Raw genomic sequence first — 26,310 nt, forward strand, 5'->3', positions numbered from 1 at the left:
TTCCCCTTTGAGCGACGATCTACAACCACGGGCAGACGCATTATGGCGCATCGACTGTTGCAGAACATGCTGGCATTGTCGGTATTGCAACTGGCGAATATGGTGCTTCCACTCGCCACATTGCCGTATCTTTTCCGCATTTTAGGCCCTGACCAGTTTGGGGCCTATGTATTTGCCCAGGGTGTAATCGCCTATCTTGTGCTGCTGGCGGACTACGGCTTCATTCTGTCGGCCACCGGAGCAATTGCAAAGGTGCAGAACGACCGCAACGCCGTTTCGAAAATCTTCTGGACGACGCAGGCCGCCAAATGCATCGTAGCGTGCGTGGGTCTCGTACTGCTACTCCTGGGCGTGCTTTTCGTGCCGAAGCTGAGCGAGCTTCGCCTCGTCATGTTTGCGACGTTTCCATTGGTGATCGGCACGTTGCTATTTCCGCAATGGCTCTTTCAAGGTCTGGAGCGGATGTCCTTTGTCACCATTTCGACCCTGACTTCGCGCCTGTTAGTCATACCGGCTACTTACCTCTTCATTCACTCGTCTGACGACACCTGGCGGGCGGCACTCATCAGCTCCATGAGTACTGTAGTCGCTGGATGCATCTCGCTTCTATTCGCCGCTCGCTTGAGGTTGATTTCTTTCTGTCTGCCAAGCGTGAGCGAAGTGGCGGGCGCATTTCGCGAAGGGTGGCACGTCTTCATGGCGACTGCGGCAATCAGCATGTACACAACCACCAACAGCGTAATACTTGGTTCGTTGGCGGGCAATGTGACGCTGGGTTATTTCGGTGCCGCCGACAAGATCAGGAACGTTGCGCAGGCGGTGATAACTCCACTTGGCAATGCCCTTTACCCGCGTGTCAACGCGCTGTTTGCCGAGGATACGCAGAAGGCCTTTGCGCTCGTTCGCAAGGCGCTTTACGCGATGAACGCCATTATGCTTTTTGTTTCCGTGATGCTCTGGGTACTTGCGCCGTGGATCGTGCGCTTCGGCATGGGACCACAATATGAACCGGCGATCGCTGTTTTACGGTGGCTGGCATTCGTGCCTTGGCTGGTGGCGCTGAGTAATGTGCTAGGGCTGCAAATGATGCTGCCGCTCGGCATGAAGAGAAAGTTTAGCGAGATTCTGCTCGTATCGGGCGTGTTCAACGTAGCGCTGTTGGTGCCGCTGTCGTCCGCCTTCGGAGCACAAGGTGCAGCGATGTCGATACTTGCAACCGAAGCTCTTGTCACTGCCACCATGGCATTCTATTTGATCCAGAAGAGAGTTCCGCTCTTTGCGCCGCGAGCGGTCACCGACTGAAGTGAGGCTGTGGCAATGGCGAAACTATTGCGCAAGAAGGGGTGAGCGGCCACGCCACGGTTGGACATCGCCTCAATTAGTCGAGGCGATGTCCATAAATCACGCACCTCATTGGACTCAGGAATCGCCTAGCGACCTCTTCCAGTCGGCCGGCAGTACCGTTTCGAATTGCCGTCGTCCCACAGCCTGCACAAAGTAGCGGAGGTATAGCGCGATGACACTGACGCGGCGATCTCCGAACACCAGAACCCGGGCAAGTCGTCGTGCAAAAAGCGACGCGGCCCAGAGCGGTGCCGGACCGCGATGCCGAAATACCATGTCGACATAGTTGCGCAGCCCGCATGCGTGCTTCCATTGCGTAGCTGCCGGCATGCGCCTCGTTTCCATCCATTCGCGTATTGAGTGCGGGCGCTGCACTAAATCCCGATTCTCTCCGTCCTTATGCATCATGTGCGAGGCGGTCACGCAACGCAATTCACCGATGCGACTCAGGCGGGCGGTGTATTCGACGTCGTCGTTCCAGACGAAATACTCGCGGGCGGGAAAACCCACGCGTTGAATCGCATCGTGCCGAATGCAGGCACCGACGAACGACATATAGTCGGTCTGGAAGGAAGCGTTCGTGTGCAACTCGGGCATCGGCGTGACCAGCCGCATCCGACTGTCGAAGGTTCCCTGATGCCAGTACTGCAAACGCTTGTCGATGCCGAATACCGAACCGCACATTGCAACGACTTCAGTGCGCGCGGCGTCTTCTGAGGCCATCAGTTTTTCGAGCGCGTCGGGCATTGGCTCCGCGTCGTCATCCATTAGCCAGTACCAATCGAAACCCTTGGAAAACGCGGTGGTGATTCCAGTAGCGAAGCCGCCTGCCCCACCAGTGTTGCTTTCCGCCAGAACAACAAAAACCGTGTCCTGATTTGCTTTAACGGCGTCCAGATACTCTCGCGAACCGTCGCTGCTACCATTATCAATCACGAAAATCGCATCGACAGTCTGCGTTTGAGCAAGCAACGCTTCGATGCATTCTTGTAACAAGGCTCGCCGGTTGTACGAGACAACGATTGCGGCAACACTTTTCGGCTTCATTGGGCCAGCTCCTCAGCGACTTTCAGTGCCGCGCCAACAACCTGATCCATGTTGTAGTAGCGATACTGCGCGAGCCTCCCGACGAACGTCACATCAGGCGTGGCCTCGGCAAGTTCGTGGTACCGCTTGAAAAGCGCCTCATTTTCAGAGCGGGGAATGGGATAGTACGGGTCGCCTTCGGCTCGTGGATACTCTCGCACGATCGACGTGCCGGAGTGTTGCTGCCCGGTCAGATGTTTGAATTCGGTTATCCTGGTGTATTCGTGATCGTTGGGGTAATTGATCGTCCCGGTTTGCTGGAATTGATCGACGTCGGTCAGATGTTCATGTTGGAACGACAGGCTCCGATAGGGGAGTTTGCCGAAGCGATAATCGAAAAACGCGTCGATCGGACCGGTATAGACAGTGTGTTCGCGTTCAACCACTGACCTCAGGACGCGAAAATCCTCGGACAAGCGCACTTCGATATTCGGATGTCCGAGCATCTTCTCGAACATTGCCGTGTAGCCCCGGGCGGGCATGAACTGGTATGTGTCGGTGAAGTAACGATCGTCGTCGTTAGAGCGGGTCGGTATGCGCGCGGCTACGCCCGCTGAAAGATCGGCCAGGTCGAGTCCCCACTGCTTCTGTGTGTAGCCGCGAAAGAACTTGTCGCACAAGTCGCTGCCCACGCTGCTCAACACGACGTCTTCGCTCGTCGCGATGTCGTTCCGGGCTTCGCGCACGGATTCAAGGTACGCTTTCACGCCTTCCTCGTTCAGATCCAGTCCGTACAGCTTGTTGATCGTCGTCCGGTTGATAGGAATCGGGTAAAACTCTCCGTCCAGGTGAGCGAGTACTCGGTGCTCGTAAAGTCGCCAGTCGGTGAAGTTCGACAGGTATTCGAAGATTCGCTTGCCGGAAGTATGAAAAATATGCGGTCCGTAGGGATGAATCAGCACGCCGTTCTCATCATAGCAATCGAACGCGTTTCCACCGATATGATTCCGCTTGTCAATCACCAGCACTCGTTTGCCAGCGGAGGCAAGGCGTTCGGCACATACTGTGCCCGCAAAGCCGGCCCCAACGATCAAGGCGTCATATTTCATCAGTTGAAGTCCTCTAGAAATGCGCAAGGTGGCTGCCATTCATGTCGCCAGCAGGGCGCACGGATGACCGTAGAGTTATTTGCGAGCCGGACGGGACGGTGCGGCACAGAGAAGCGCATGGGCCGACACTTGTCGCCTTCGGAAAACGCGCTCTCGTTCCAGGTAGAACTGTATGGCGCCAGAAAATACGGTGAATCTTGTCTGCGGACTGAAGGCAGCGTCGCCCACCGCAAGGGTGCCTGTTTGAAATTCCGCCATCGGTACGTTTGCGCACACATCGCCGTTCCCGTGGCGTATGTAAGAGAAATTGAATCTTCGACTCCGCATGGAACAGTGTGCAAAGCCTGCAATGCAAAAAACGGGTTCGCCGACCCCGAACAATCCGCTTCTCGTCACTCGCATGTAGTGTCGTCGCTTTAGTAACGATGCGACGGAGGGTTTTCGTTGGGAAACTTGTCGCGCTCGCCGGTTGGAACGCTGAAAGTGAGCGGCGTCGTGAGAATCAGAACATGGCTTTCTTCCATTGCGTCGGTAGCCATCGCGTCAACAAGTTGCCCACGCTTTGTGGGTAACCGAACGAGGAGTCGCCGGTAGCGGCGGAACTGGCCTAGCTGATGGCGGTTGTCGGCGGTTGTCTCGCGGTAAGGTCGTGCCACGGAATACCTTGCAAAACTTTGCCAGCTTGCTGGTGCAATCTAGCTCATTAAGCGCCGGCGGCGTTGCAGCGAGGCTTGAAATCGTTGTACGTTGCCGATTCACCGGCGCTGTGATTCAACGGAGTGATAGCTTGCAGGCGATCAGGCTTCAAGCGTTCTCGGTAGCGTACCGAGGCGGTGGGTAATAGCCGAGTCGCACAGGGGGACATCAAAGCAACATCCGCCGTCGCGCTGGCAACTCTGCGCGCCATGGACGATAGTGACAGCGCAAGGCGTGCTCATCTTGGAGAAGTCGTTCTCAGCGTCCGGCGTTGAGCGGTTGTGTGATCGCGTCGTCATCCAAGTGAAAATCGCGTTCTTGACCGAAGTTTGCTATGCCGCGGTTGAGAGCAGTCGGGAAATCCTTCGTGTGATAAATAAGGCGACGAGTCATCTATTGCTGCCGGCCACGTCAACACACAACACGCTTTACGACCAATATGGGACAGCACGAGTTTTTTCTTGCAATTATCGATATGGTTTCGGTCGATGGCGGGCAGTCCAAACTCACATCAAATTTTTGGACTAAGGTTTGCGGCCTCTATGTGACCGGTCCGTTTTCCGCGCACACATTCGGGTCCGTGATGTGGCTTATCGCGCCTCGTTGGCAACGGGTGCTAGGCGGAGCGACTGGCCCGCTGCTTAAGGCGGCATGGCGGACCGAAGTGGCGAGTAGCGGGAGCCATCCAGGCGGTCTGTCCTGTCCTCAGCTGTTCCTTTAATTCAGCACTAGACAAGACGTAGTGGTCACAGCGTCGAGGTCTTGAAAGCGCATGAGCGGAGACGCGAGATGAATCGGGGTAAGGCTTTAATTAAGGAGTTCCTGGCTGCACTGCTCGTCCTGACGGGCGTTGCCCGAGCGACGCGCGCATGGCTGTGGCGCGACCGCGTAGCGATCTTGCTCTATCACGACCCCGATCCTGCGACGCTCGACCGGCACCTTACTTACCTTAGGAAATTATGTGATTTTGTTCCGCTGACTGATGTCGCCGCGCCGGGTCGCGGTCGTGCTCGTGCGGCCATTACCTTCGACGACGGGCACAAGGGCAACGCGAAATTGCTGCCTATCTTTATCAAGCACAAGGTGCGGCCGACGATCTTTCTGTGCAGCAGCATCGTCGGCCGCGCGCGTAGTCATTGGTGGTTGCATCCCGGCTCGCTGGAGGCAGGCCATGAACGCTTGAAGCGGATGAGGAATGCAGAGCGCCTCACCGAACTCGCGGCGCATGGTTACCACCAGGAAGCCGACAATTTTGCAACCGGCCTTAGCATCGAGCAGATTGACGTCATGAGTGCGCACGTGGATTTTCAAGCCCACACGCGATTTCATCCGGTGCTGACTCGCTGCAGCGATAGCGAATGTGCAGACGAAATCGGCAGGAGCAAGCACGAAATCGAAGCGCTGCTGCACTGTGCCTGCGAACATTTCGCCTACCCGAACGGAAACTATGGCGATCGCGAAATTGGCTTCGCGAAGGCGGCGGGATACAAGAGCGCCCGCACGTGCGACGTCGGCTGGAGCGATCATCGAAGCGATCCGTATCGACTGCCCGCGATCATCATCGACGACAGCGCGTCGACGCGGCAATTCGCGGCGCAATTAACCGGGATTCCACTCTTTCTGCATTATCTAAAAAAGGGCGGAGGTTGGCGGGGCCGATTTCCTCAGTTCTGACTCTGCACAGCTTCCGCGGTTTTACGTTCTGGCCGCGAGAGGCGACGAGCAAGCACAGCCGGCGGTGACAACGGTCGGCTGACGAGAGCCGTATGAGGCAAGAGTTTCATGTACGGTTCCGCGAGAGAATTGAGGCGAAACCATCGGGCTAACTCACTATCCCCACATCCATGGGACCGACGGTTGAGCGAAATACAAACGGTCTATCAAGGCAGTACTTCCACAAAGGCACCGATCTGTCTGCGTATTCGCAGGCGGAACTCAATTCCGTGACGAGCCGTTTGAACGAGCGCCCGAGAATGACTTTGTATTACGAAACGCGCGCTGAACGATTCCACCAATTTATTACGCCCGCCAGTTGATTCTGGAGACATCAACGTAAGACTTTCCCTTAGTGCACTACCAAACATAACGGTCGACTCTAACGAGCTACACTTCGCAAGATTAGTAAAGGTGGTCGCTATCTCCCGCGTTTTGCCTGATTGTATTAGTGCCACAAAAATGGAGCGGAGACATGGAACGCTGCAGAGTCTTAATGATCAATGATTTCTCGGACAGAGGCGGCGCAGAGATTGTTTATAGGCAGTCGGTCGGACTCTTCAGGACCTTATCCGGCGTAGAAGTCGAGAGTTTCGACAATAGTCAATTTGTCGAACAAACTTCGTTAGTCTCGAGAGCCTGGAATCATGCCGCGGCCCAGGCTCTCGAAAAGACTATCCTCCGATTCAGGCCGCATCGCGTGCTGGTACATAACTACCATAACGCGCTCTCGCCCTCGGTGCTGGGCGTTATCGCGCGCCACAAGCGCAGTGTCGGCTACCGCACGTATCACACCTGCCACGACTACCATCTCGTCTATTGGAACCCTGCACTGCAGTTCTTCAAGAGCGGACTACCTCAAATTCTTCCGCTTGACGCGCTGAGTACATTCGCTGCGCTCAGGCTTCGTTCGTCGCCGAAAGGCTTCATGCACGACCTCCTGACGAAGACATACTGGCATGCGGTGCGGGCGGCGTGCCGACCGTCACGTGTCTTCGACCAGATTCTTTGCCCGAGTGCCTATATGCAAGAAGCACTGAATCGCTGCGGGATTACCAATACGGTGATCCTCCATAATCCATCGTCGGTGCCAACTGCGCGGATTGCGTCGCCTAAACGCGGCAAGGAACGCTTCAACCTTGCCTTTGCTGGACGACTGGCGCAAGAAAAAGGTCTTCGACAGTTCATCGAACTCGCACAAGCGGCAGACTTCGAGCATATCGAATCGATCGGTGCTTACGGCGAGGGCCCGGAGCGGGCAGTGATCGAGCAACGCTTTCCGGCGCTCATCAAGCAGGGTAAGTTGATTTTTTTCGGCAGCCTATCGCAGGAGCGATTGTTCACGGAAATGCAATGTTTTGCCGATGCAGTCATCGTGCCGTCGGTGTGCGCGGAAAACGCGCCGCTGATTGTCATCGAAGCCGCGATGCTCGGCTTGCCTGCACTCGTGCGCGATGGTGGAAGCATGGCTACGACGGCGGATGCAGTCGGCAACAAGATCAAATTCAGCACAAGTCCGGACGGTCTGAAGAAGGCGCTCGCGCAACTGTCCGCTCACCTGTCGAATCCCGAAAGGAGGTACCAAATCAGCGAATACTTGCCGGAGTACTACACCGAGCGCCTTGCGGCGATCATGGGTATTCGCGACGAGTTGCCGCTGGCCTCAAGGCACGAGTTTGCTGTGCGGCGCGCGTAGTGACCAGATTCATAGCGTTAACTCGACGCAGGCGTTGGTGTATTTCAGATCATCGTGTCCCGAGGTAGTCCGTCGTCCTGGGTGCCACTATCGCGTCGATGCTCCATCTGAACCCACAATTCACTTGAGCTCGAACTATTTAGAGCTCGGTTCGTTTGACTTTGAACCTTCTGGAACGCACCCAAAACCATATTGGCCGACGGCCGATGCCCGCGTATCAGTCCTGAGCGGCCATATCAGTTGCCTCGGCCTGTACCAGCGCGCGCACGAGCAGGTACACGGCCGGCAAGTTGTCGTCGTCACGCCGCCAGTCGACGGGTTCGTCGAGATCCATCCCGCACAAACGACTGTCCTCGAACCGTACGAACGTCGAACGTACCGTCTCACTGTGCCTGGCCAGGAAGCCACGATTCTCAAAGACCTGTTCATCGATTGTGAGCAGCGTGCGCCAGGTCGGCAATCGCGCGCTATTCGAGTGACGGCGACGACCCGTGTCGAGGTGACGACCTGCGACCGTGGCAATGATCTGCTGCAGGTCCAACGACGCGCTGCGGAGCGCGCGCTCAAGGGCGGCAGGGTTGATCTCGTGGACATCCATATCAAGAGCAGCGTCGCTAACCATATTGTTATCTTCCTGAGGATTCGCAGTAACTCGAAGCATCAAAACTGATGCTTCGACAATGCCCGGTTTCGCTGTGCCAACAATTCGCGAATCTGGGCTAGATGGTTATCGCCGACCGTGCAGTCTTCAACAGGCCGGCTATGTTGATGAGGCATTGGCGGACGTACGCCGAGATAGCGGCACACGGCGGATACGTACGGCTTGCCGTTGCCTCCCAGATGTCGCGCCGCAGCAGCCACACGCACGTCTCCAACATGCTTGCGCAACCACGCAAGCGTTTCGCGGTCACCGTCGTTCAAGATGCGGATGAGTTGGTTCATGGCCGATTCTGTATATAAAAACAGTACTGTGAATTTATACAGTATTTGTCCGGGATGCAAGTCAATTCGCAGGATGTCGGATTCGACTGGAAGAGAAGAGGGCGATCAAGCCCGGTGGGCGGTCGGTCGTCAGCTGCGCAGAGGCGGCTGACGGCGTACCTGTGCTCGATCTTCCGGCGTTTGGGATGAGGGTCTGGACGGCTCGGCCGGCGCGACGTGAGAGGTGCAACTTGGGTATCGCATTGGCAACTGTGGGCATACACGAGTGCCCACACTGCCACGAACTTTTTTACCCGGACGATCTTTTGATCAGCCCACGTGTTCGAGAGCGCGCGTCGTCTGAACTTTGCGCGGCCGGTCGCGCAGCAGCAGGGGCATCAAACGTCGGTTGGCTGTCTGCGCCGCCCACTCGCAATATGTGGCGCTGCCGAGCACCCAGCCCTTGAGCGTCGACTGCATCAGGTTATCGACATCGCGTTCGTCGAGGGCCTGTGCGCACAGAGCGCGGTAAGCCTGGTGGCGTTCGGACGGCGTGTTGCCGAGCGCCCGGTGGAGTGGATGATCCTTGGTGAAGCTATCGACACGCAGCCCGACGTGGTGCGTGTAGCTCGACCACGGGTAGTGTCCTGGCTCGACCACTAGGCGGTTGCGCACCGGCGCATGATCGATGGCCTGGCTCGCGAGCAGGAAATAACGGTCGGGCTCGATCACCGTCGCCCGGTACTCGCCACGCCACATCGTTCCGCGGCGTCCATGGCGGCGGTTGAAGGTTTCGACATAGCGACGGCAGACCGCCTGCATCGCCATGGCCACGCTCGACTCGTATGAAGGCGTGACAAGGAACTGTACCGTGTCGGGCATGAGTACCCACGCGTGGACTGCGAGATCGGCGACACGCGCTGCGTCGGCGAGGCAGGCGAGGAAGTACCGGTAATCTCCTTCGTCCAGGAATGCGGGCCCTGTGAGCCCCTGCAGAATAACGTGCTGCGGTTGGTCTGGGACGTAGTGCCGTGCAAGCCGTGTCATGCTGAATTAACCGGGAAAACCGATGTGAGAAAACGATCCGACAGGTGTCGGGCGCGCGACGTTGCGTAACGTGCGCATCGGAATAAATTCTATCGGTCATGTGCGTGCGCTTGCGTCACGAACAGGGCTTTTTTCTGGCCTCTTTTCGATGATTTGCCGGTCGCAACCGGCATCTTTTTACGCCACTGCTGAATAGCAGTGCCGCGCGATACATCTTAAGACGCTCTTGCAGTCTCATCCGGCACCAATATGCGTCAGTCTGCACGACAATACGGCGGTTGCGAGGGTCTTCGGCAAAAAGAAAGCCCGCGCGAACGCGGGCTAAATCTACATCCATGGAGGCGTGGAGGAGACGTTCATCAAGGTCGCCTCATACCCTCGAATGACCTTGCATAACCGCTCGTTTTCGTGAGGCGGCAGCGAATCTCTTACCTATTTGACCTTCGCTGCAGCGGCGACCTTGCGCATTGCCTCTTGCGGGTCTTCATTCGAGTTCATGAAGCCGGTCACGACATCGGTAATCGCGCCTTCGGTGGCTGACGACTGAACGTCGCCGAACGCGAACGACGGAAAGAACGTGTTGGATTTAATAGTGGTTTGCTCATCTGCGTATGACTTCTTGGCGCAGGCGTCGAACTTGTCCATTGAAACATCCTGCCTGACCGGAATCGAACCCTTGTACAGACTGAATTGTTCCTGGAAAGCGGGCGACATGATTGTCTTTGCCAACGCAAGCTGTCCGAGCGTCGCTTCTTTTTTGCCGTTCTGCTGGAAAAACACGAACGAGTCTACAGTGTAGGTGAAGGCATTCGACGTACCAGGCGCAGCCGCGCAAATATAGTCGACGTCGGCTTTCTTGTTCGCATTCGCGAATTCACCTTTTGCCCAGTCCCCCATGAATTGCATCCCACCCGATCCGTTGATGACCATCGCTGTCGCGAGATTCCAGTCGCGACCAGTCGAGCCTTTGTCGAAGTAACCCTGAATCTTCCGGGCAGTCTGGAACACCTGCAACATCTGCGGCGAAGTGAGTGTTTTCTGATCGAGGTCGATCATGGCCTTGCGATAGAAATCCGCGCCCTGAGATAGCACGACTGTCTCCCAGATGGTCATGTCTTGCCAAGGCTGGCCACCACGCGCGACGGGCGTAATGCCCGCAGCCCGGAACTTGTCGGCGAGCGCGAAGAACTCGGGCCATGTGGTCGGCGGCTTGCCGCCCACTTTATCGAGGGCGGCCTTGTTGATCCACAGCCAGTTGATTCGGTGCACCGAAAACGGCGCGGCCACGTAGTGGCCTTTTGACATCATCGTCTTGTTGATCTGCGCCGGAAGTTGGGCTTTCCAGTCGGTCGCGGACTTGTCGATATCGACCAGCACGCCTTGATCAGCCCAGTCCTGTATCAACGGCCCCTTGATCTGCGCAGCCGACGGTGCGTTGCCGGACATGACCTGGGTCTTCAACGCCGTCATGGCGGCCGCACCGGCTCCTCCGGCTACGGCGAAGTCTTTCCACTCGTAACCCTGTTTATCCATGTCGTCCTTAAGCACTCTGATCGCCTTCGATTCCCCGCCCGAGGTCCACCAGTGCAATACAGAAAGTGACTCGGCAGCACTTGCCACCTGTGCGCTCGTGGCGAGGGTCGATGCGACAATTGCAGCCGACATGAGTGTTCTTTTCATTGCTGTCTCCGTTAATTTTCTTTATGAATCACCAGGCAGGCGCACGCCACGATGGCGTGCGTGCACATTGCCCCTACAGATCGAAACCGAGCTGGGCTTTACCGAGGGGCGTCAGATCTTCGGCGGTTGCCCGTCCCACGAAGTCGACTTCGAAATGGTCGGCCGGGAAATCGGGCGGGCTCTTGCCTTCAAGGAAGCTTGGCAACTGGCGCTTGAGGTATTCGTCGTTCTTGGCACACGCGGGCGCCGACGCGATATACATCACGTTGCTGAAGCCCGCGCCGCGATGCGCGTCTTCGACTGCGTGGATCACGTCGCTGTGCCAGAACACGGTATCGCCCGCTTGCATGTGGGGAATCGATGAGAGCGCGTCGAAAAGCGGCGCATGAAATTCCGGCTTGATGGAGAGCGCGCGGCCTGGCATCGCGCCGCACAGGTCGTCGTCGGCGACATCGTCCTGAAGGGCGCGCAACAGGATATAAGCCATCGAATTCGCAATGGGCACGAGTTGCAATGTGCCGTCGCCGGGACCTTGCGGCGTCAGTGCGGTCCAGCCCTGAAACGTGCGGAACATCGAACATACGGCGGGCGACGCGATCTCTTCCACGTCGGGCCGGAACGCGGCATCGAACGGATCATAGCGACGCCAGTTGCCGTCGAACACATGCCGGTACACCTTGCGGAAATTCGCCTCGATCCACCGCTCGACCGAGCCGCCGTCGCAATGCGCGGACAAGCCCAATGACTCGGAACCAGGCGGCCGCCGACGCATCCGGTCGGCGTAAACCGGCACTCGCTCCGGATCGAAATGGACCCGGCCTTCGCTTTCATTGCTCCACAGCCGGTTCAGAAAGACGCGGGCCGCAGTCAGTGACGGCGCCTGGCGCGCGAGGACTTGCGGCTTAGACCAGTACACGCCGTAAATCTGTGGCTTGCTCGACGCGAGCTGGCCGAAGTATTTGTCCTCGGCGCGGTTCTGCAGACGCGTATCCAGGTCGTTGCGTTCGACGTAGTCCGCGATGTCGCGGTCCCACCTTTCGACCAGAGCGCGGTCGAACACATTGCGGATCACGCACGCCCCACGCGTTTTGACGAGTTCGATCTGCTCGGCGCTCACGCGCTGCTCCGCGATGTCGGAGAACTGGATTTCGGGGATCACGTTTTCGCCGCGATTGCGCTGCTCGGCGATTCTGCCGGCTTCGGCGCGAATCGCTTCATCGACCTCGGCGAAAACGTCACGATAGTTCGGAAGTCGTGCGCGAAGCTCCTGCTTGGCCTGCCGGATGGCTGCCGGCAAATCGTCGATGATGAGTGCCATGGTCGTCTCCTGGTGGGTTCTGATGTATCCGCAGGATAGGCTGATCGCACTCGTAAAAGTGATACCATCCAGACAATTTATTTGCGTCTTCTGCCATGAAACCAGCATACGAACACGTCGAATTTGGCGACGACTGCTCGGTCCGGGTTTACCATCGGCGCCTGCCGCGCATTCCGTTCGAATGGCACCATCATCCCGAGTACGAGCTGACCCTGACGCTGAACAGTCAGGGCAAGCGTTACATCGGAGATTCGATTGCGGACTATGTAGAGGACGACCTGGTTCTCGTGCCGCCGAATCTTCCTCACACGTGGGCGTCGAACCGCTCGATCGACGCGGCGTCCCCGCAGGTTGCCATCGTGATCTGGTTTGGCGGCGACTGGGCGCGGCGACTGGCGGATGTCTGCCCGGAATATGCGCCGTTGCGTAACCTGCTACGGCGGGCTGCGTGCGGGCTGGCATTCAGTCCGGACGTCGCCGCCGCCATGCACGGCCAGCTCGACGATCTGCTGTCCAACGCGCCGCGCGAACGCCTTGCGGTCGTGCTGAATGTTTTATGCGCGCTAGCGGAAGCACCCGGTGAGCCGCTCGCTTCGCCTGCCGCGTTTAGCGACCGGACAGAGGGTCCTTCAGGCCACGAACCGGAGCGTATCAACCGCGTGCTTTCGATGATCGATTTGCGCTTCGCCGAACCTCTGCGTCTATCCGAGTTGTGCGAGGCTGCGAACGTGTCGGAGCGTTCTCTTGCGCGCTACTTTGAGCAGCACATTGGAGAGAGCGTCGGGCGATATATCGCGCGGGTCAGAATTGGACATGCTTGCCGGATGCTCGCGCACACGTCCACGCCTGTTTCCGTGGTTGCAGCCCGGTCTGGATTTCCGAACGTCGCCAACTTCAACCGACAGTTCAAGGCGTTGAAAGAACTTACGCCCGCTGCGTACCGCAAACAGTTCGCGGCCGGCGCTATCGCCGAGACTGACACCGGCCCGCGCATCAACGAACGCTCATTTTCGTTGCAACGGAACCCGCGACTACCGAAATCCATTGCGTAACGCAGGCGGGCAGCCGGGCGTCGAAATATTCGCCAGAGAACTGCGCTACGGGATTCCCCTGGGTCGCTGCGGTAGGCTCTCACGCAAAGCAGAAAAGCCACGAGCGCGCGATATGCCTGCTATGGGCGAAAGATCAGTCTGCGGCGCAAGCTAAACCTAACCTATTGTTTTTTATGTCAATCGACTGACGTCGAGCGATTCCCGGTTACGGGAAAGAATGCAAACTACAGCGCTTAAGGTTCAAAGCTAAGCGAATCTCGACAAATATCAACAACCTCAGCATCCCTTCTTGAATTTGTCACCACCCGTCCATATAATTAGCACTCGCTGCACGAGAGTGCTAACAACATCGCCGGTTGGCTCAGCCAGCCGGGTTTTCTCAGCGTTCTTCAGTCTCAATCAAGAGAGGAGTATGTATGAACCTTCGTCCTTTGCATGATCGCGTGATCGTCAAACGTCTGGATCAAGAAACCAAGACCGCGTCGGGCATCGTGATCCCCGAAGCCGCAGCAGAAAAGCCGGATCAAGGCGAAATTCTGGCAGTCGGCCCGGGCAAGCGCGACGACAAGGGCGCTCAAATCGCGCTCGACGTGAAGGTGGGTGACCGCGTCCTGTTCGGCAAGTACGCAGGCCAGACCGTTAAGGTCGACGGCAACGAACTGCTCGTGATGCGCGAAGAAGACATCATGGCCGTGGTGCAGAAGTAAGCGGCAAGCCGCTACTTTTCCCGGTCGTATCTTAAAGAATTCAAGGAGTTAGAAGATGGCAGCTAAAGACGTCGTATTCGGTGATTCCGCCCGTGCCAAGATGGTTGAAGGCGTGAACATCCTCGCGAACGCTGTGAAGGTCACGCTGGGCCCGAAGGGTCGCAACGTTGTCCTGGAACGCAGCTTCGGCGGCCCGACGGTCACGAAAGATGGTGTCTCGGTCGCGAAAGAGATCGAACTGAAAGACAAGCTCCAGAACATGGGCGCGCAAATGGTCAAGGAAGTGGCTTCCAAGACCAGCGACAACGCAGGTGACGGCACCACGACCGCAACGGTCCTGGCTCAGTCGATCGTCCGCGAAGGCATGAAGTACGTTGCATCGGGCATGAACCCGATGGACCTGAAGCGCGGTATCGACAAGGCTGTGACGGCCGCAATCGAAGAACTGCGCAAGATCAGCAAGCCGTGCACGACCAACAAGGAAATCGCTCAAGTCGGCGCGATTTCGGCAAATAGCGATTCGTCGATCGGCGACCGTATCGCTGAAGCAATGGACAAGGTCGGCAAGGAAGGCGTCATCACGGTTGAAGACGGCAAGTCGCTGCAAGACGAGCTGGACGTGGTCGAAGGTATGCAATTCGATCGCGGCTACCTGTCGCCGTACTTCATCAACAACCCGGACAAGCAAGTTGCCGTGTTGGACAACCCGTTCGTGCTGCTGCACGACAAGAAGGTGTCGAACATCCGTGATCTGCTGCCGGTACTGGAACAGGTCGCCAAGGCTGGCCGTCCGCTGCTGATCATCGCAGAAGACGTCGAAGGCGAAGCGCTGGCTACGCTGGTTGTGAACAACATCCGCGGCATTCTGAAGACGGTTGCTGTCAAGGCTCCGGGCTTTGGCGATCGTCGTAAGGCCATGCTGGAAGACATCGCGATCCTGACCGGCGGTCAAGTCATCGCTGAAGAAACCGGCCTGACGCTCGAAAAGGCAACGCTGGCTGAACTGGGTCAAGCGAAGCGTATCGAAGTGGGCAAGGAAAACACGACGATCATCGACGGCGCTGGCGAAGCTGCCAACATCGAAGCACGTGTGAAGCAGGTTCGCACGCAAATCGAAGAAGCAACGTCGGACTACGACCGTGAAAAGCTGCAAGAACGCGTTGCCAAGCTGGCAGGCGGCGTTGCAGTGATCAAGGTCGGCGCTGCGACCGAAGTCGAAATGAAGGAAAAGAAGGCACGTGTCGAAGACGCACTGCACGCAACGCGCGCAGCTGTGGAAGAAGGCATCGTGGCAGGCGGCGGCGTTGCGCTGATCCGCGCACGTACGGCAATCGCCGGCCTGAAGGGCGCTAACGCCGATCAGGACGCAGGTATCAAGATCGTGCTGCGCGCGATGGAAGAGCCGCTGCGCCAGATCGTCACGAACGGTGGCGAAGAAGCCAGCGTCGTGGTGGCAGCTGTTGCTGCTGGCCAAGGCAACTACGGCTACAACGCAGCAACCGGCGAGTATGTCGACCTGGTCGACGCCGGTGTTGTCGACCCGACGAAGGTGACGCGCACGGCGCTGCAAAACGCAGCTTCGGTCGCAGGTCTCCTGCTGACGACCGACGCAGCTGTTTGCGAACTGCCGAAGGAAGATGCACCGATGGCTGGCGGCATGCCCGGCGGCATGGGCGGCATGGGCATGGACATGTAATTTCGATTGGGCCTCACTGCGAGGTCCAGTTGGAAGCACATGGGGAAGCGCGCCGCAAGGCGTGCTTCCCAAACAAAAAAACCCGCAGAAATGCGGGTTTTTTTATGGGCGCTCGCCGCAGGCAGAAGCGCCCGGATCAGAGGGCAGCCGGCGCTCGGCGCCGGCCATCAATTATCAGTGCCGCGCTTCGCCCGGCGCCGCGTCCTTGCCGGCTGCCGGCGGCGTTTCGTCATCAGCGCTGCGCGCCCAGAAGAACCGATCCGGCATATACGCGCCCATGCCCGGCCGGAACGCATTGCGCACGGCCTGGTACAAATACTCCTGCGCCTCGCGCACCGCTTCGGCGGGATCCTGGCCGTTGGCGAGCAAAGCGGCGATCGCCGCGCCCAACGTATCCGTCAAGCCCATGATGCGATGGTTGCCACGGTCCCACATGTCCTGACGCAACTGGCCGTCTTCGCTGAAGAGCGTATTGACGTGCCGGTGCGTGCCGGTTTCCGTCGACAGAATGTATTCGCAGCCTTGCGACAGCAGATGCGAGATGGCGGCGTCGAGGCTGGGCGCTTCGGCGTCGCCGTCCGGTTGGGCGAGCGCGAGCAGCGTGGCCGAGTCGGCAACCAGCAACGTGGTTTGCGGCGCGAGCAGGTCGGCGATCGCTTCGCGCAGTTCGTCGGCGGACAGCACGTGCTCGTCGTCGAGCGTGAAGTCGGGGGCGAGAATCAATGGGATGTCGTCGTAATCGGCGACGACTTCGGCAATCGCGCTCACCACTTCCGCGCGGGTGCAGGCGCCGACCTTGAACGCGGCAATCGGCATGTCTTCGAGCAGCATCCGCGCCTGGGTCGCGACCACTTCGGGGTCGAGCCCGGTGACTTCGTCGCAGCTTGCCGAGTCGCGCACGGTGTAGCCCGTGAGCACGGAGACGCCATGGCAACCCATGCTGGCAAGGGTCATGAGGTCGGCTTGCAGGCCGGACCCGCCGGTGGGATCGGAAAGGCCGAAGGTGAGGACGATCGGAGGCGTGTCGCTGGGCATGAAGATTTGCGGAAAGGAGCTGAATTTAGGCGCAGAGAGTGCGCAATCGACTCAATTATGCGGCCTAAACCGTCCCGAGGGCGTTTTTTCGCATCTCGCGATGTGTCGCAGCAAGCACGCGCGGGCCGGCGCGCGGCACGACGCCGCGATCACTTTGCCGGCGGACGCGAACTGCATAGCCAAAGGCCGTCGCACGCTACGATTGCACGTTTCGATTGCTAGGCATTGGGGCGGCAACACGGTACCATCATGGCTCCCGTTTCCACGGACTCTACGACGCGACACAAGAATGGAATATCAAAGCTGGATGTGCCTGATTTGCGGCTGGATTTACGACGAAGAAGCCGGTTTGCCGGACGAAGGCATTGCGCCGGGCACTCGCTGGGAAGACGTCCCGATTAACTGGACCTGCCCGGAGTGCGGCGCGCGTAAGGAAGACTTCGAGATGGTTCAGATCTGAAGTCGGGAGCGGCGGGCCGTGCCGCGTGCCTGCGGCACGGTATCGGCAAGGTGTTTCGCAGCCGCCGGCGTGACGCGCCGGATCAAACGCACCCGGTGCGCGCTGAAGTTTGCCCCAACGCGTCGGCGTGGAACGTCTTCGGTCGTGCCGTGTCGCAACGTTAGTCTGTCATTGTCCCGTCGCCGGTTCGCGCGTTAGCCGATCAGTCTGCGTGCGGCGCGAGGCGACGGCCCGTCAGCTTCGTGTCGCCTGCCCATGACTCCTCAATCCGCTGCACCCGTTTCCTTCGATGCCTTGCCGAATCCGCGCGGCGGCGCTGTGCGTCCCGCCGAACTCGCGTTGGCTGAGGCGCTGCTGGCATTCGAACAGCACAGCGAGAGCACGTCGGCGTTGCTGCGGGCGTCACACGCATTGCGCGGAGCCGGCTGGCTGAGCGCACAGCGCTTCGCCGACGCACTGGTGCGGCTGTCGCCGCTCGCGGAGGGCGACCCGGCGGACGCGGTCAACGCGCGGCCCGTGTTCGGCGCGGCCTTGCGCGACTTCCGCGCCGCGCTCGAGCGTCATAATTTGCGCGAACTGTCCTGTTCGCCTGTGCTGTTCAATCATTACCGGGCGCTCTGCGCGCATCTGTCGGAGCACACGCCCGGTTCCACCGTTGCCTTTGAAGATCTCGCGCTGACCGCGCGGCCGGTGCCGCCGGTCTCGCTGCACGCGCAGTCCGCCGATCAACTGGCGCATCTGCGGGCGCGCTATGAGCGCGCGCTGCTGCCGGTGCTGCGCTCGCAAGCCGATACCGGCAGTGCGGCGGCGCTGGCGGTGACCAACGCGGCCCTCGACGAACTGGACGCAGTGTTCGGCGAACTCGCCGGCCCGGACCCCTATGATTTCTGGCGCCTCGCCAAAGCTTGCGCCAAGGCGTTGCGAATCAGCGGCCGCGCCGCGGGTGAAACCGACGCGAGGCGTTTTTACGCCCGTTGCAACCTTGCGCTTGCCGACCACGCGCGCGGCATCGAGCTTGCGCCACGCTCGCTCGTGCGCGCAACGCTTGCGCTGCTGTGGCGCGACTACGCGTTGTTCGGCGCCGCCGCTGAAGACGCCGATCAGGTGGAAGTCCTGCACGACTACGGCTTGACTGTCGACTGGCACGTCGCGGGCACCCAGGCGTCCGAAATGCTGTGGGAAGCGGGCGCCGTGCAGGCCCAGGCGATCAGCGCCACTCGCAGCGCGTTGACGCGCGAGTTGGGCGTGCTGGCCGTCAATGTGAACGCCTACGAAGATTTTCTGCAAACGGCGGATGCATCGATCTCCGCGTTGACCGAGCATGCCCGTGCAGCCGACCAGCCGGAGAAAGCCGATCCAAGCGAAGCGCTGCAAGCGGGCGATGCCGCTTATCGGCTCGGCTCCGCCGCGTGCGCGCTGGGCCTCGGCCACGTGGCGCTGCTGGCCGATGCGCTGGGGCTTGCGTGGCGTCGTCGCGCGCATGCCGGCGTCTCGACGCCTGCGGTGCGTGCGCACGTGATCGTCGGCGCGCCAGCGGCGAGCACGCTCGAACAGGCCGCCGAAGCCTTGCGCGCCACGCTGCACAAAGTGGCGGCGGGCGTCGCGCCCCCCGGCGGCAACACCGCGCTGGCTGCCTTGACTCGCTCGATCGAGCAGGGCGGCGCGTGAGCGAGATGCGTGACAGAACCGGTAAGCCTCACCGTCCGCCCGCCGGCAGCAACGGGCCGCAATGAGACAACCCGCCGGCACGCAATACGTGTGCCGCCAACCCTCGCGAACCCGCACCGTGGCGAGCGCCCGCGTGCGTGATAGAGTGCAACTTAATTCGCCGTCGATGGCTCGCGGCACGCTTCATGGCACACATCGCGGTTCCACGCTCAAAGCCCCGCCATCCTGCATCGTCTTTGCTAAAATCCGAACTATGTCCAAGAGTACCGATCGCATCAATCTGACCAACCAGTTCCTGATCGCCATGCCGAACATGGCGGATCCGACGTTTTCAGGAACGGTGGTCTACCTTTGCGATCACAGCGAGCGCGGTGCGCTCGGCCTCGTGATCAACCGGCCGACCGATATCGACCTGCAAGCGCTTTTCAGTCGCATCGATCTCAAGCTCGAGATCGAACCCCTTCTCCATGTGCCCGTCTATTTCGGCGGCCCGGTGCAAACCGAGCGCGGCTTCGTGCTGCACGATCCGAAAGACGGCAACGCGTACACGTCGTCCATGTCGGTGCCGGGCGGCCTCGAGATGACCACGTCGAAAGACGTGCTCGAAGCCGTGGCAAGCGGCACGGGTCCGGAGCGTTTTCTCCTCACGCTCGGCCATGCCGGTTGGGGCGCAGGCCAGCTCGAAGAAGAGATTTCGAAGAACGGTTGGCTAACGGTCGAAGCCGACCCGAAAATCGTCTTCGACGTGCCTGCCGAAGAACGCCTCGAAGCCGCGTTGGCCTTGCTCGGCATCAACCTGTCGATGCTGTCGGGCGAGGCGGGCCACGCATGAGTCTGCCGGCCGGACGTGAGGCGACGCTGCTTGCGTTCGACTACGGTGAAAAACGCATCGGCGTGGCGGTCGGCAATTCGCTGACACGTCGCGCGCGGCCGCTCGTGATCGTGCAGAACCGCAGCCGCGAATATCGCTTCGAGGCAGTCGGCAAACTGATTGCCGAGTGGAAGCCGGACGCGCTTGTAGTCGGGCTGCCATTCCATCCGGACGGCGCGCCGCACGAAATGACGCAACTCGCGAAGCGCTTCGGCAACCAGCTGAATGGCCGCTTCAATCTGCCGGTCACGTGGGTCGACGAACGCTATTCGTCGGTCGAGGCGAAGGCGGAAATCCGCGCCGGCAACGGCCGCGCCGACATGCTCGATGCCGAAGCCGCCAGCATCATCCTCCAGCAATATCTAGACGGACTTTCCGACGATCATGAGTTCCATTGACGCCGAAGCGCTTTATCGCGCGTTGCTCGACCAGATTCGCGCGGTGTATGGCGACCAGCTCGGCGCCGGGCAAGACGGTGCCGAGGGTGCCGTGCTAGCCGGCATTTACAGCGGCGGCGCGTGGCTCGCCGAACGGCTGGCGCGCGACTTGAACCTGCCGAGCTTCGGTGTGGTGAACGTCGCGCTGCATCGCGACGATTACGCGAAAAAAGGCCTGCACTCACAGGCGAGCCCGACCTCGCTGCCGTTTTCGGTCGACGGCCGCCGTATCGTGCTGGTCGACGACGTTCTCTACACCGGCCGCACGATTCGCGCGGCGCTCAACGAACTGTACGACTACGGCCGCCCGGCATCGGTCGAGCTGGCGGTGCTCGCCGATCGCGGTGGACGCGAACTGCCGGTGGCGGCGCGTTTTGTCGGCGGTGTGGTGAACATTCCCGCCGACGCCACACTCGTCCTGGCCCGTTCGGATAGGGCGCAGGACCAGCCGCGTTTCACTTTTCACACTGAAGCACGCGTCGATTGAACGCGGCGCGAGACTGCGCGAGTGTGTGTCGAACCCGTCGCGTTCCGCGCTTCGCATTGAATCAACACACGCCACGCAAAAGAGAGTTTTCTAGCCGTTCGTCGCAGCTCAACACGCGAAGCACCGCTTGGCATCGTCACACGCAGTTCGCATCGACACCGATCACGTTGAAGCCCGTATTTGAAGCAGGTACACCATGAACACCGCCACCCAGGCTCCCAAGGATTCCGCCGATAGCGCCACCGAGCGCTTCCGTTACGGCTTCCTCAAGGGCAACCCGCAGCTCACGAAAAACGGCGAGCTCAAACATCTGTTGTCGATCGAGGGCTTGCCGAAGGCGATCGTCAATCACATTCTCGACACCGCCGACCAGTTCGTCAGCGTGACCGATCGCGAAGTGAAGAAGGTGCCGCTGCTGCGCGGCAAGTCGGTGTTCAACCTGTTCTTCGAGAACTCGACGCGCACCCGCACCACCTTCGAGATCGCCGCGACGCGTCTGTCGGCGGACGTGCTGAATCTGAACATCAACGCGTCGTCCACGAGCAAGGGCGAGTCGCTGCTCGACACGATCAACAACCTCTCGGCAATGCATGCCGATATGTTCGTCGTGCGCCATGCATCGAGCGGCGCGCCGTATCTGATCGCCCAGCATTGCGCGCCGCACGTGCACGTGATCAATGCCGGCGACGGCCGTCATGCGCACCCCACGCAGGGGCTGCTCGACATGTACACGATCCGCCACTACAAGAAGGACTTCACGAAGCTGCGCGTGGCGATCGTCGGCGACATTCTGCACTCGCGGGTTGCGCGCTCCGACATTCACGCGCTGACCACGCTTGGCGTGCCGGAAGTGCGCGCGATCGGTCCGCGCACGCTGTTGCCGGGCGGTCTGGAACAGATGGGCGTACGCGTGTTTCATAACCTCGACGAAGGCCTGAAGGACGTCGACGTGATCATCATGCTGCGTCTGCAGAACGAACGGATGAGCGGCGCGTTGTTGCCCTCGGCGCAGGAGTATTTCAAGAGCTGGGGCTTGACGCCGGAGCGTCTCGCGCTCGCCGCGCCCGATGCGATCGTGATGCATCCGGGCCCGATGAATCGTGGCGTCGAAATCGATTCGCAAGTGGCCGACGGTCCGCAATCGGTGATTCTGAATCAGGTGACTTTCGGTATCGCGGTGCGCATGGCGGTGATGGGGATTGTCGCGGGCAATCACGATTGAACCCAACCAAGGGAGCGCATGAACTATTGCCGGCGCATTCCCTCCTTGGGCAGCCGGTTCGTTTGCGAACCCATAGGCAAAGCCGAGCGGAAGGAGGGAGTCTAGCGGGCAGGTTTGTTGTTTGCCTTTGCGGCCGACTTCCGGACGTGCTCCGCAGTACCCTGCGCTTAAGCGTAAGCGCGCGCCGCTTCCAGTGTAGCGCCCCCAGCGCTGCCGACAAAATGGGCGTGGCTCCAAAAAACAATGGTTATAACGGCGCAAGATGGTCGGCAAATCTCTTTCGTGCGCGCCGTGCGCTCGCCGTCTTCAGGTTGTCGATCAGCACGGATATATGTAGCGCCGGATGGGTGTCGATCAGCAAGTGCACGTGGTGCGGTTCGCCGCCAGACTCGATGAGTTTGCAGCGCCACGCGGCGAGGGTTTCGCCGAACGCCGCTTCCAGATAGGCGAGCAGTTTCCTGCGACAAGATTTTGCGCCTGTATTTCGTCACAAAAGCGACGCGGAGTTCAAGGTTATAAACAGCATGGGGGCCAGATCTGTTAGTGTTATCGACCGTTGCGCCTTAACGGTTCATTGGTCCTGATATAGCAGCTATGGAACGCCGCAAAGTCACCTTCAAGCTTTATCCCAGCGCTACGCAGGCCGAGCGCCTGACGGGCTGGATTCGCTTGCACTGTGAGCTATACAACGCGGCTCTCGAGGAGCGAATCGACGCCTATCGGAAGACCGACAAGTCGATCAGCTATTACGAGCAGCAAAACGTGTTGCCGGCGATCAAAGCCGATCGTCCGGAGTTCGTCGAACTAGGCAGTCACGCACTCCAGCAGACACTGCGCAGGCTGGATCTGGCCTTTCAGGCGTTCTTTCGCCGCGTCAAGGCTGGGCAGACGCCGGGCTTTCCGCGCTTCAAAGCCAGTAAGCGGTTTTCTGGCTTCTGCTATCCGGACCCGGCCGGCTGGAAACTCATGCAGTCCGGCACGCGCGGCGCAACGATTCGCATAGGCAGCGGCAAGGGCGCCATGTCGATCCGCGCACGCGGCCGGCATCGCTTCGGCGACGGCGCGAAGCCCAACGATCTCACGATCATGCGCAAGAACGGCGACTGGTTCGCGTCTGTCACGTTGCGTGTATCGGCGGCGGCTTGCGCTCGGATGCGGAATGGTGAAGACCATCGCGGCGTTGACTTCGGCATCAACGATTGGGCCACGTTCGACAACGGCGAGACGATCGCCAATCCGCGATTCATCCGCAGCAAGCTGTCATGGATGGCGGATCTGCAGCGACAGCAGGCGAGGAAGAAGCGCGGATCTATCCGCTATAAGCGGCTTGGCAGGCACGTAGCGAAGCTTCACGAGCGGATCGGTAACCTGCGCCGTGAGTTCCTGCACACGGCGACCTCGCGCATGGTCGCGTCGTGCGCAGTGCTCGCCACGGAAGAATTGCGCACGCAGAACATGAGCCGTTCGGCCGGGGGCACGCAGGACAAACCCGGCCGGGTTGTCAGGCAAAAGGCTGGACTCAATCGCGAGATCCTGTCGGCCGGATTGGGCATGGCGCACAACATGCTGGCGTACAAAGCGGTAGAGGCTGGTACGCGACTGCATGTGTCGAACACACGCCAGTTAAAACCATCGCAGCGCTGCGCCGCATGCTGGGAGATCGTGCCCAAAACGCTCGCGCAACGTGTGCATGAGTGTCCGCATTGCGGCCACACGGCACCACGCGATCAAAATGCAGCGGCGGTCGTGCTGATCGACGCGCACACGCCTGGGACGGGCGTGGCGGCGAGACCCAAACCTCTGTCGCGGCAACGCGCCAAGTCAAAGTCCGGGACCCGTGAAACCCCTGATACAGTGTCGCAAGACGCTTAGCAGAGGGAGAGTTCATGATTCATATTCAAGGCGGTACGCTGATCGATACGGCAGCCGGCACCGAACAGCAGCAGGACGTTTTTATCGCGGAAAGCAAGATCGTCGCGCTCGGCAACGCGCCCGCCGATTTCGAGGCGACGCAAACCATCGACGCGCGCGGCCTGCACATTGCGCCAGGCCTCGTCGACTTGTCCGCCCGTCTGCGCGAACCCGGCTACGAACACAAGGCGACGCTCGAATCCGAAATGGCCGCCGCGCTCGCGGGCGGCGTGACGAGCCTCGTCTGCCCGCCGGACACCGATCCGACGCTCGATGAACCCGGCCTCGTCGAGATGCTCAAATTCCGCGCGCGCAATCTGAACCAGGCGCACGTCTATCCGCTCGGCGCGCTGACGGTCGGCCTCAAAGGCCAGGTGATCACCGAGATGGTCGAGTTGACCGAAGCGGGCTGCATCGGCTTTTCGCAGGCGGACATGCCGGTGGTCGACACCCAGGTGCTGATGCGCGCGCTGCAGTACGCGAACACCTACGGCTATACCGTGTGGCTGCGTCCCGTGGACGCCTATCTCGGCAAGGGCGGCGTCGCCGCGAGCGGCGCGCTGGCGTCGCGGCTGGGGCTCTCGGGCGTGCCGGTGTCGGCGGAAACCATCGCGCTGCACACCATCTTCGAACTGGTGCGCGTGACCGGCGCGCGGGTGCATCTGTCGCACGTGTCGTCGGCGGCGGGCATTGCGTTGATGCGCGCGGCGAAGGCCGAGGGCTTGCCGGTGTCGTGCGACGTCACCGTGAATCACGTGCATTTGATCGACCTCGACATCGGCTACTTCGACGCGCAGTTCCGGCTCGATCCGCCGCTGCGTCAACAGCGCGATCGCGAAGCGATTCGCGCGGGCCTGGTGGACGGCACGATTGACGCGATCTGCTCCGACCACACGCCGGTCGACGACGACGAAAAGCTGTTGCCGTTCGCCGAGGCGACACCGGGCGCGACCGGATTGGAGCTGTTCCTGTCGCTGACGGTGAAGTGGGCCGATGAGGCACGCGTGCCGCTCGCGAAGGCGCTGAACCGCATCACCACGGCGCCGGCCGATGTGCTCAAACTCGACGCAGCCGGCCGTGTCGCCGTGGGCGGCGTGGCCGATCTTTGCGTGTTCGATCGCAATGCGCATTGGCGCGTCGAGCCGCGCGCGCTGAAGAGCCAAGGCCATAACACGCCGTTCCTCGGCTACGAACTGCCGGCGCGCGTGCGGGCGACCATCGTGTCCGGGCACGTCGCATTCGAACAGCGCTGATCGCCGCGGTGTTGCTACGCTCATTGTCCCGCTTATAGGCAAGTTCATAGGCCAGCTCACGGGCCAGGCCACTGGCCCAATCAGGAACGCTCCGACCATGAAGCTCGCGTTACGTAAAGCCCGTCTCGTCGTTCATCTGCTGCACGGCATGTGGATCGTGGCGACGCGCTTTCCCAAAGCCAGCGCCGAGGTGCGTCACACGCTCAATCGCGAATGGTCGCTGAAGATGTTGCGCCTATGCGGCATGCGGCTCGTCGTGCATAACGACAGCGCGCGGCTCGATCGCGGCGCGCTGGTGGTTGCCAACCACATTTCGTGGATCGACATCTATGTGATCAACGCGTGGCGGCCCACGCCGTTTGTATCGAAGGCCGAGATCCGGCAATGGCCGGTGGTCGGCTGGCTCGCGCAGCAACTGGACACGGTGTTCATTCAGCGCGAGAAGCGCAGCGACGCGAAGCGGATCATGCATGAACTGTCCGACCGCCTGGGCGCGGGCGAGTTGATGTGCGTGTTTCCCGAGGGCACCACGTCCAACGGTCTCGCGGTGCTGCCGTTTCACGCGAACATGTTTCAGGCGACTGTGTCGGCCTCCGTGCCGGTGCAGCCGCTGTGCATCATGTATGAAGACGCGCAAGGCCGGCAATCCACCGCGCCTGCGTATATCGACGATCTGTCGCTCGCCGATTCGCTGAATCTGCTGCTGCGAGGCGGACCGCTCACCGCGCATATCTATGTTTGCGCACCGCTCGCGCCAGGCGCGGACCGGCGCACATTGGCAGCCGAAGCGGAAGGCGTGATCGCGGTCGCATTGCGGGAGATGCAAAGCGGCGCCGCGATGACCGGCGCGGTGATGGCGGAGCGCGCCGCGACATCCGCTGCCGTGGCGCCGCTGATCGAAGAACCGGTCGATCAGGTCGATCGGTCAGGGCGTTCGGCCTGAAATTCGTCCTACGGTCGA

24 protein-coding genes and 1 pseudogene are annotated in these 26,310 nt (G+C 60.2%); 16 read left to right on the top strand and 9 right to left on the bottom strand.

Features of this window, described 5'->3' with window-relative positions; genetic code table 11:
• Positions 1–66 precede the first annotated feature (66 nt).
• Positions 67–1,302, top strand: coding sequence for a flippase (locus BPHYT_RS04140; protein ID WP_238535645.1), 1,236 nt, complete (start codon positions 67–69; stop codon positions 1,300–1,302).
• Between the two features lie 117 nt (positions 1,303–1,419).
• Here the strand turns inward: BPHYT_RS04140 and BPHYT_RS04145 are convergent, their stop codons facing one another.
• Positions 1,420–2,391, bottom strand: a complete 972-nt coding sequence (locus BPHYT_RS04145) for a glycosyltransferase (protein WP_012431907.1) — start codon at positions 2,389–2,391, stop codon at positions 1,420–1,422.
• On the bottom strand, positions 2,388–3,479 hold the full coding sequence (glf, locus tag BPHYT_RS04150; RefSeq protein ID WP_012431908.1) for a UDP-galactopyranose mutase: 1,092 nt from the start codon (positions 3,477–3,479) through the stop codon (positions 2,388–2,390). Before glf ends, BPHYT_RS04145 begins: the two co-directional genes overlap by 4 nt.
• A 1,485-nt stretch (positions 3,480–4,964) precedes the next feature.
• Here glf and BPHYT_RS04155 point away from each other — a divergent pair.
• The 3 genes and pseudogenes from BPHYT_RS04155 (at position 4,965) to BPHYT_RS04160 (ending at position 7,584) form a co-directional block, all read left to right on the top strand.
• On the top strand, positions 4,965–5,849 hold the full coding sequence (locus BPHYT_RS04155) for a polysaccharide deacetylase family protein (RefSeq protein ID WP_012431911.1): 885 nt from the start codon (positions 4,965–4,967) through the stop codon (positions 5,847–5,849).
• Positions 5,850–6,040: 191 nt separating this feature from the next.
• A pseudogene (locus tag BPHYT_RS37085) lies at positions 6,041–6,211 on the top strand (IS30 family transposase); the annotation flags it as partial.
• A gap of 152 nt (positions 6,212–6,363) precedes the next feature.
• Complete coding sequence (locus BPHYT_RS04160; protein ID WP_012431912.1) at positions 6,364–7,584, top strand: glycosyltransferase family 4 protein; 1,221 nt, start codon at positions 6,364–6,366, stop codon at positions 7,582–7,584.
• A gap of 217 nt (positions 7,585–7,801) precedes the next feature.
• On the opposite strand, the gene BPHYT_RS04165 is transcribed toward BPHYT_RS04160, so the two are convergent.
• The 5 genes from BPHYT_RS04165 to BPHYT_RS04185 all read right to left on the bottom strand — a co-directional run bounded on the left by BPHYT_RS04165 (position 7,802) and on the right by BPHYT_RS04185 (position 12,550).
• Complete coding sequence (locus BPHYT_RS04165) at positions 7,802–8,206, bottom strand: DUF2471 domain-containing protein (RefSeq protein ID WP_012431913.1); 405 nt, start codon at positions 8,204–8,206, stop codon at positions 7,802–7,804.
• A gap of 38 nt (positions 8,207–8,244) precedes the next feature.
• Positions 8,245–8,526, bottom strand: a complete 282-nt coding sequence (locus tag BPHYT_RS04170) for a hypothetical protein (protein WP_012431914.1) — start codon at positions 8,524–8,526, stop codon at positions 8,245–8,247.
• A 309-nt stretch (positions 8,527–8,835) separates the two neighbouring features.
• Positions 8,836–9,552, bottom strand: a complete 717-nt coding sequence (locus tag BPHYT_RS04175; RefSeq protein ID WP_012431915.1) for a transposase — start codon at positions 9,550–9,552, stop codon at positions 8,836–8,838.
• A 432-nt stretch (positions 9,553–9,984) separates the two neighbouring features.
• Complete coding sequence (locus BPHYT_RS04180; RefSeq protein ID WP_238535646.1) at positions 9,985–11,217, bottom strand: ABC transporter substrate-binding protein; 1,233 nt, start codon at positions 11,215–11,217, stop codon at positions 9,985–9,987.
• A gap of 88 nt (positions 11,218–11,305) precedes the next feature.
• Positions 11,306–12,550, bottom strand: a complete 1,245-nt coding sequence (locus BPHYT_RS04185) for a DUF1479 domain-containing protein (protein ID WP_012431917.1) — start codon at positions 12,548–12,550, stop codon at positions 11,306–11,308.
• 95 nt (positions 12,551–12,645) lie between these two features.
• Between BPHYT_RS04185 and BPHYT_RS04190 the strand changes: the two genes are divergently transcribed.
• From BPHYT_RS04190 to groL, 3 genes are all read left to right on the top strand, one after another.
• The gene (locus BPHYT_RS04190) at positions 12,646–13,602 is read left to right on the top strand and encodes a helix-turn-helix domain-containing protein (protein WP_012431918.1); all 957 of its coding nucleotides are present in this window, start codon (positions 12,646–12,648) and stop codon (positions 13,600–13,602) included.
• Between the two features lie 416 nt (positions 13,603–14,018).
• On the top strand, positions 14,019–14,309 hold the full coding sequence (groES, locus tag BPHYT_RS04195; RefSeq protein WP_007178996.1) for a co-chaperone GroES: 291 nt from the start codon (positions 14,019–14,021) through the stop codon (positions 14,307–14,309).
• Between the two features lie 55 nt (positions 14,310–14,364).
• Positions 14,365–16,005 (top strand): chaperonin GroEL, encoded by a 1,641-nt coding sequence (gene groL / locus BPHYT_RS04200; protein ID WP_012431919.1) that lies wholly within the window; start codon positions 14,365–14,367, stop codon positions 16,003–16,005.
• 174 nt (positions 16,006–16,179) lie between these two features.
• On the opposite strand, the gene BPHYT_RS04205 is transcribed toward groL, so the two are convergent.
• Positions 16,180–17,040, bottom strand: coding sequence for a hydroxymethylpyrimidine/phosphomethylpyrimidine kinase (locus BPHYT_RS04205; RefSeq protein ID WP_012431920.1), 861 nt, complete (start codon positions 17,038–17,040; stop codon positions 16,180–16,182).
• A 289-nt stretch (positions 17,041–17,329) separates the two neighbouring features.
• Here BPHYT_RS04205 and BPHYT_RS04210 point away from each other — a divergent pair, with 289 nt between their 5' ends.
• The 6 genes from BPHYT_RS04210 to BPHYT_RS04235 all read left to right on the top strand — a co-directional run bounded on the left by BPHYT_RS04210 (position 17,330) and on the right by BPHYT_RS04235 (position 22,185).
• Positions 17,330–17,500, top strand: a complete 171-nt coding sequence (locus BPHYT_RS04210; protein WP_006047743.1) for a rubredoxin — start codon at positions 17,330–17,332, stop codon at positions 17,498–17,500.
• Between the two features lie 255 nt (positions 17,501–17,755).
• Positions 17,756–19,168, top strand: coding sequence for a hypothetical protein (locus BPHYT_RS04215; protein WP_012431921.1), 1,413 nt, complete (start codon positions 17,756–17,758; stop codon positions 19,166–19,168).
• Positions 19,169–19,421: 253 nt separating this feature from the next.
• On the top strand, positions 19,422–20,000 hold the full coding sequence (locus BPHYT_RS04220; protein WP_007178990.1) for a YqgE/AlgH family protein: 579 nt from the start codon (positions 19,422–19,424) through the stop codon (positions 19,998–20,000).
• On the top strand, positions 19,997–20,437 hold the full coding sequence (gene ruvX, locus BPHYT_RS04225) for a Holliday junction resolvase RuvX (RefSeq protein WP_012431922.1): 441 nt from the start codon (positions 19,997–19,999) through the stop codon (positions 20,435–20,437). Before BPHYT_RS04220 ends, ruvX begins: the two co-directional genes overlap by 4 nt.
• Positions 20,424–20,963 carry a bifunctional pyr operon transcriptional regulator/uracil phosphoribosyltransferase PyrR gene (gene pyrR / locus BPHYT_RS04230; RefSeq protein ID WP_012431923.1) on the top strand — a complete coding sequence of 180 codons (540 nt, stop codon included), beginning with the start codon at positions 20,424–20,426 and terminating at the stop codon, positions 20,961–20,963. Before ruvX ends, pyrR begins: the two co-directional genes overlap by 14 nt.
• A gap of 196 nt (positions 20,964–21,159) precedes the next feature.
• Positions 21,160–22,185 (top strand): aspartate carbamoyltransferase catalytic subunit, encoded by a 1,026-nt coding sequence (locus BPHYT_RS04235; RefSeq protein ID WP_012431924.1) that lies wholly within the window; start codon positions 21,160–21,162, stop codon positions 22,183–22,185.
• A 247-nt stretch (positions 22,186–22,432) separates the two neighbouring features.
• On the opposite strand, the gene BPHYT_RS39615 is transcribed toward BPHYT_RS04235, so the two are convergent.
• Positions 22,433–22,639 (bottom strand): transposase, encoded by a 207-nt coding sequence (locus BPHYT_RS39615; protein ID WP_148225108.1) that lies wholly within the window; start codon positions 22,637–22,639, stop codon positions 22,433–22,435.
• Between the two features lie 140 nt (positions 22,640–22,779).
• Between BPHYT_RS39615 and BPHYT_RS04240 the strand changes: the two genes are divergently transcribed.
• The 3 genes from BPHYT_RS04240 (at position 22,780) to BPHYT_RS04250 (ending at position 26,292) form a co-directional block, all read left to right on the top strand.
• Entirely contained in the window at positions 22,780–24,057 is a 1,278-nt protein-coding gene (locus tag BPHYT_RS04240; RefSeq protein WP_012431925.1) for an RNA-guided endonuclease InsQ/TnpB family protein, read from the top strand.
• 14 nt (positions 24,058–24,071) lie between these two features.
• Positions 24,072–25,349: a dihydroorotase gene (locus BPHYT_RS04245; protein ID WP_012431926.1), complete on the top strand. Its 1,278-nt coding sequence runs from the start codon at positions 24,072–24,074 to the stop codon at positions 25,347–25,349.
• A 97-nt stretch (positions 25,350–25,446) separates the two neighbouring features.
• Positions 25,447–26,292, top strand: a complete 846-nt coding sequence (locus tag BPHYT_RS04250) for a lysophospholipid acyltransferase family protein (protein ID WP_012431927.1) — start codon at positions 25,447–25,449, stop codon at positions 26,290–26,292.
• Positions 26,293–26,310: the final 18 nt, after the last annotated feature.

Source organism: Paraburkholderia phytofirmans PsJN (assembly GCF_000020125.1).
Classification (GTDB): Bacteria; Pseudomonadota; Gammaproteobacteria; order Burkholderiales; family Burkholderiaceae; genus Paraburkholderia; species Paraburkholderia phytofirmans.

What these genes read in the sequence shown, in the direction of transcription:
- pyrR (WP_012431923.1), top strand. Translation starts at nt 20,424, where the DNA reads ATGAGTTCCATTGACGCCGAAGCGCTTTATCGCGCGTTGCTCGACCAG.
- BPHYT_RS04165 (WP_012431913.1), bottom strand. Translation starts at nt 8,206, where the DNA reads ATGGTTAGCGACGCTGCTCTTGATATGGATGTCCACGAGATCAACCCT.
- BPHYT_RS04235 (WP_012431924.1), top strand. Translation starts at nt 21,160, where the DNA reads ATGAACACCGCCACCCAGGCTCCCAAGGATTCCGCCGATAGCGCCACC.
- glf (WP_012431908.1), bottom strand. Translation starts at nt 3,479, where the DNA reads ATGAAATATGACGCCTTGATCGTTGGGGCCGGCTTTGCGGGCACAGTA.
- BPHYT_RS04215 (WP_012431921.1), top strand. Translation starts at nt 17,756, where the DNA reads ATGACTCCTCAATCCGCTGCACCCGTTTCCTTCGATGCCTTGCCGAAT.
- BPHYT_RS04245 (WP_012431926.1), top strand. Translation starts at nt 24,072, where the DNA reads ATGATTCATATTCAAGGCGGTACGCTGATCGATACGGCAGCCGGCACC.
- BPHYT_RS04175 (WP_012431915.1), bottom strand. Translation starts at nt 9,552, where the DNA reads ATGACACGGCTTGCACGGCACTACGTCCCAGACCAACCGCAGCACGTT.
- groES (WP_007178996.1), top strand. Translation starts at nt 14,019, where the DNA reads ATGAACCTTCGTCCTTTGCATGATCGCGTGATCGTCAAACGTCTGGAT.
- BPHYT_RS04160 (WP_012431912.1), top strand. Translation starts at nt 6,364, where the DNA reads ATGGAACGCTGCAGAGTCTTAATGATCAATGATTTCTCGGACAGAGGC.
- BPHYT_RS04155 (WP_012431911.1), top strand. Translation starts at nt 4,965, where the DNA reads ATGAATCGGGGTAAGGCTTTAATTAAGGAGTTCCTGGCTGCACTGCTC.
- BPHYT_RS04220 (WP_007178990.1), top strand. Translation starts at nt 19,422, where the DNA reads ATGTCCAAGAGTACCGATCGCATCAATCTGACCAACCAGTTCCTGATC.
- ruvX (WP_012431922.1), top strand. Translation starts at nt 19,997, where the DNA reads ATGAGTCTGCCGGCCGGACGTGAGGCGACGCTGCTTGCGTTCGACTAC.
- groL (WP_012431919.1), top strand. Translation starts at nt 14,365, where the DNA reads ATGGCAGCTAAAGACGTCGTATTCGGTGATTCCGCCCGTGCCAAGATG.
- BPHYT_RS04145 (WP_012431907.1), bottom strand. Translation starts at nt 2,391, where the DNA reads ATGAAGCCGAAAAGTGTTGCCGCAATCGTTGTCTCGTACAACCGGCGA.
- BPHYT_RS04170 (WP_012431914.1), bottom strand. Translation starts at nt 8,526, where the DNA reads ATGAACCAACTCATCCGCATCTTGAACGACGGTGACCGCGAAACGCTT.
- BPHYT_RS04190 (WP_012431918.1), top strand. Translation starts at nt 12,646, where the DNA reads ATGAAACCAGCATACGAACACGTCGAATTTGGCGACGACTGCTCGGTC.
- BPHYT_RS04210 (WP_006047743.1), top strand. Translation starts at nt 17,330, where the DNA reads ATGGAATATCAAAGCTGGATGTGCCTGATTTGCGGCTGGATTTACGAC.
- BPHYT_RS04240 (WP_012431925.1), top strand. Translation starts at nt 22,780, where the DNA reads ATGGAACGCCGCAAAGTCACCTTCAAGCTTTATCCCAGCGCTACGCAG.
- BPHYT_RS04140 (WP_238535645.1), top strand. Translation starts at nt 67, where the DNA reads ATGCTGGCATTGTCGGTATTGCAACTGGCGAATATGGTGCTTCCACTC.
- BPHYT_RS04250 (WP_012431927.1), top strand. Translation starts at nt 25,447, where the DNA reads ATGAAGCTCGCGTTACGTAAAGCCCGTCTCGTCGTTCATCTGCTGCAC.
- BPHYT_RS04180 (WP_238535646.1), bottom strand. Translation starts at nt 11,217, where the DNA reads ATGTCGGCTGCAATTGTCGCATCGACCCTCGCCACGAGCGCACAGGTG.
- BPHYT_RS04185 (WP_012431917.1), bottom strand. Translation starts at nt 12,550, where the DNA reads ATGGCACTCATCATCGACGATTTGCCGGCAGCCATCCGGCAGGCCAAG.
- BPHYT_RS04205 (WP_012431920.1), bottom strand. Translation starts at nt 17,040, where the DNA reads ATGCCCAGCGACACGCCTCCGATCGTCCTCACCTTCGGCCTTTCCGAT.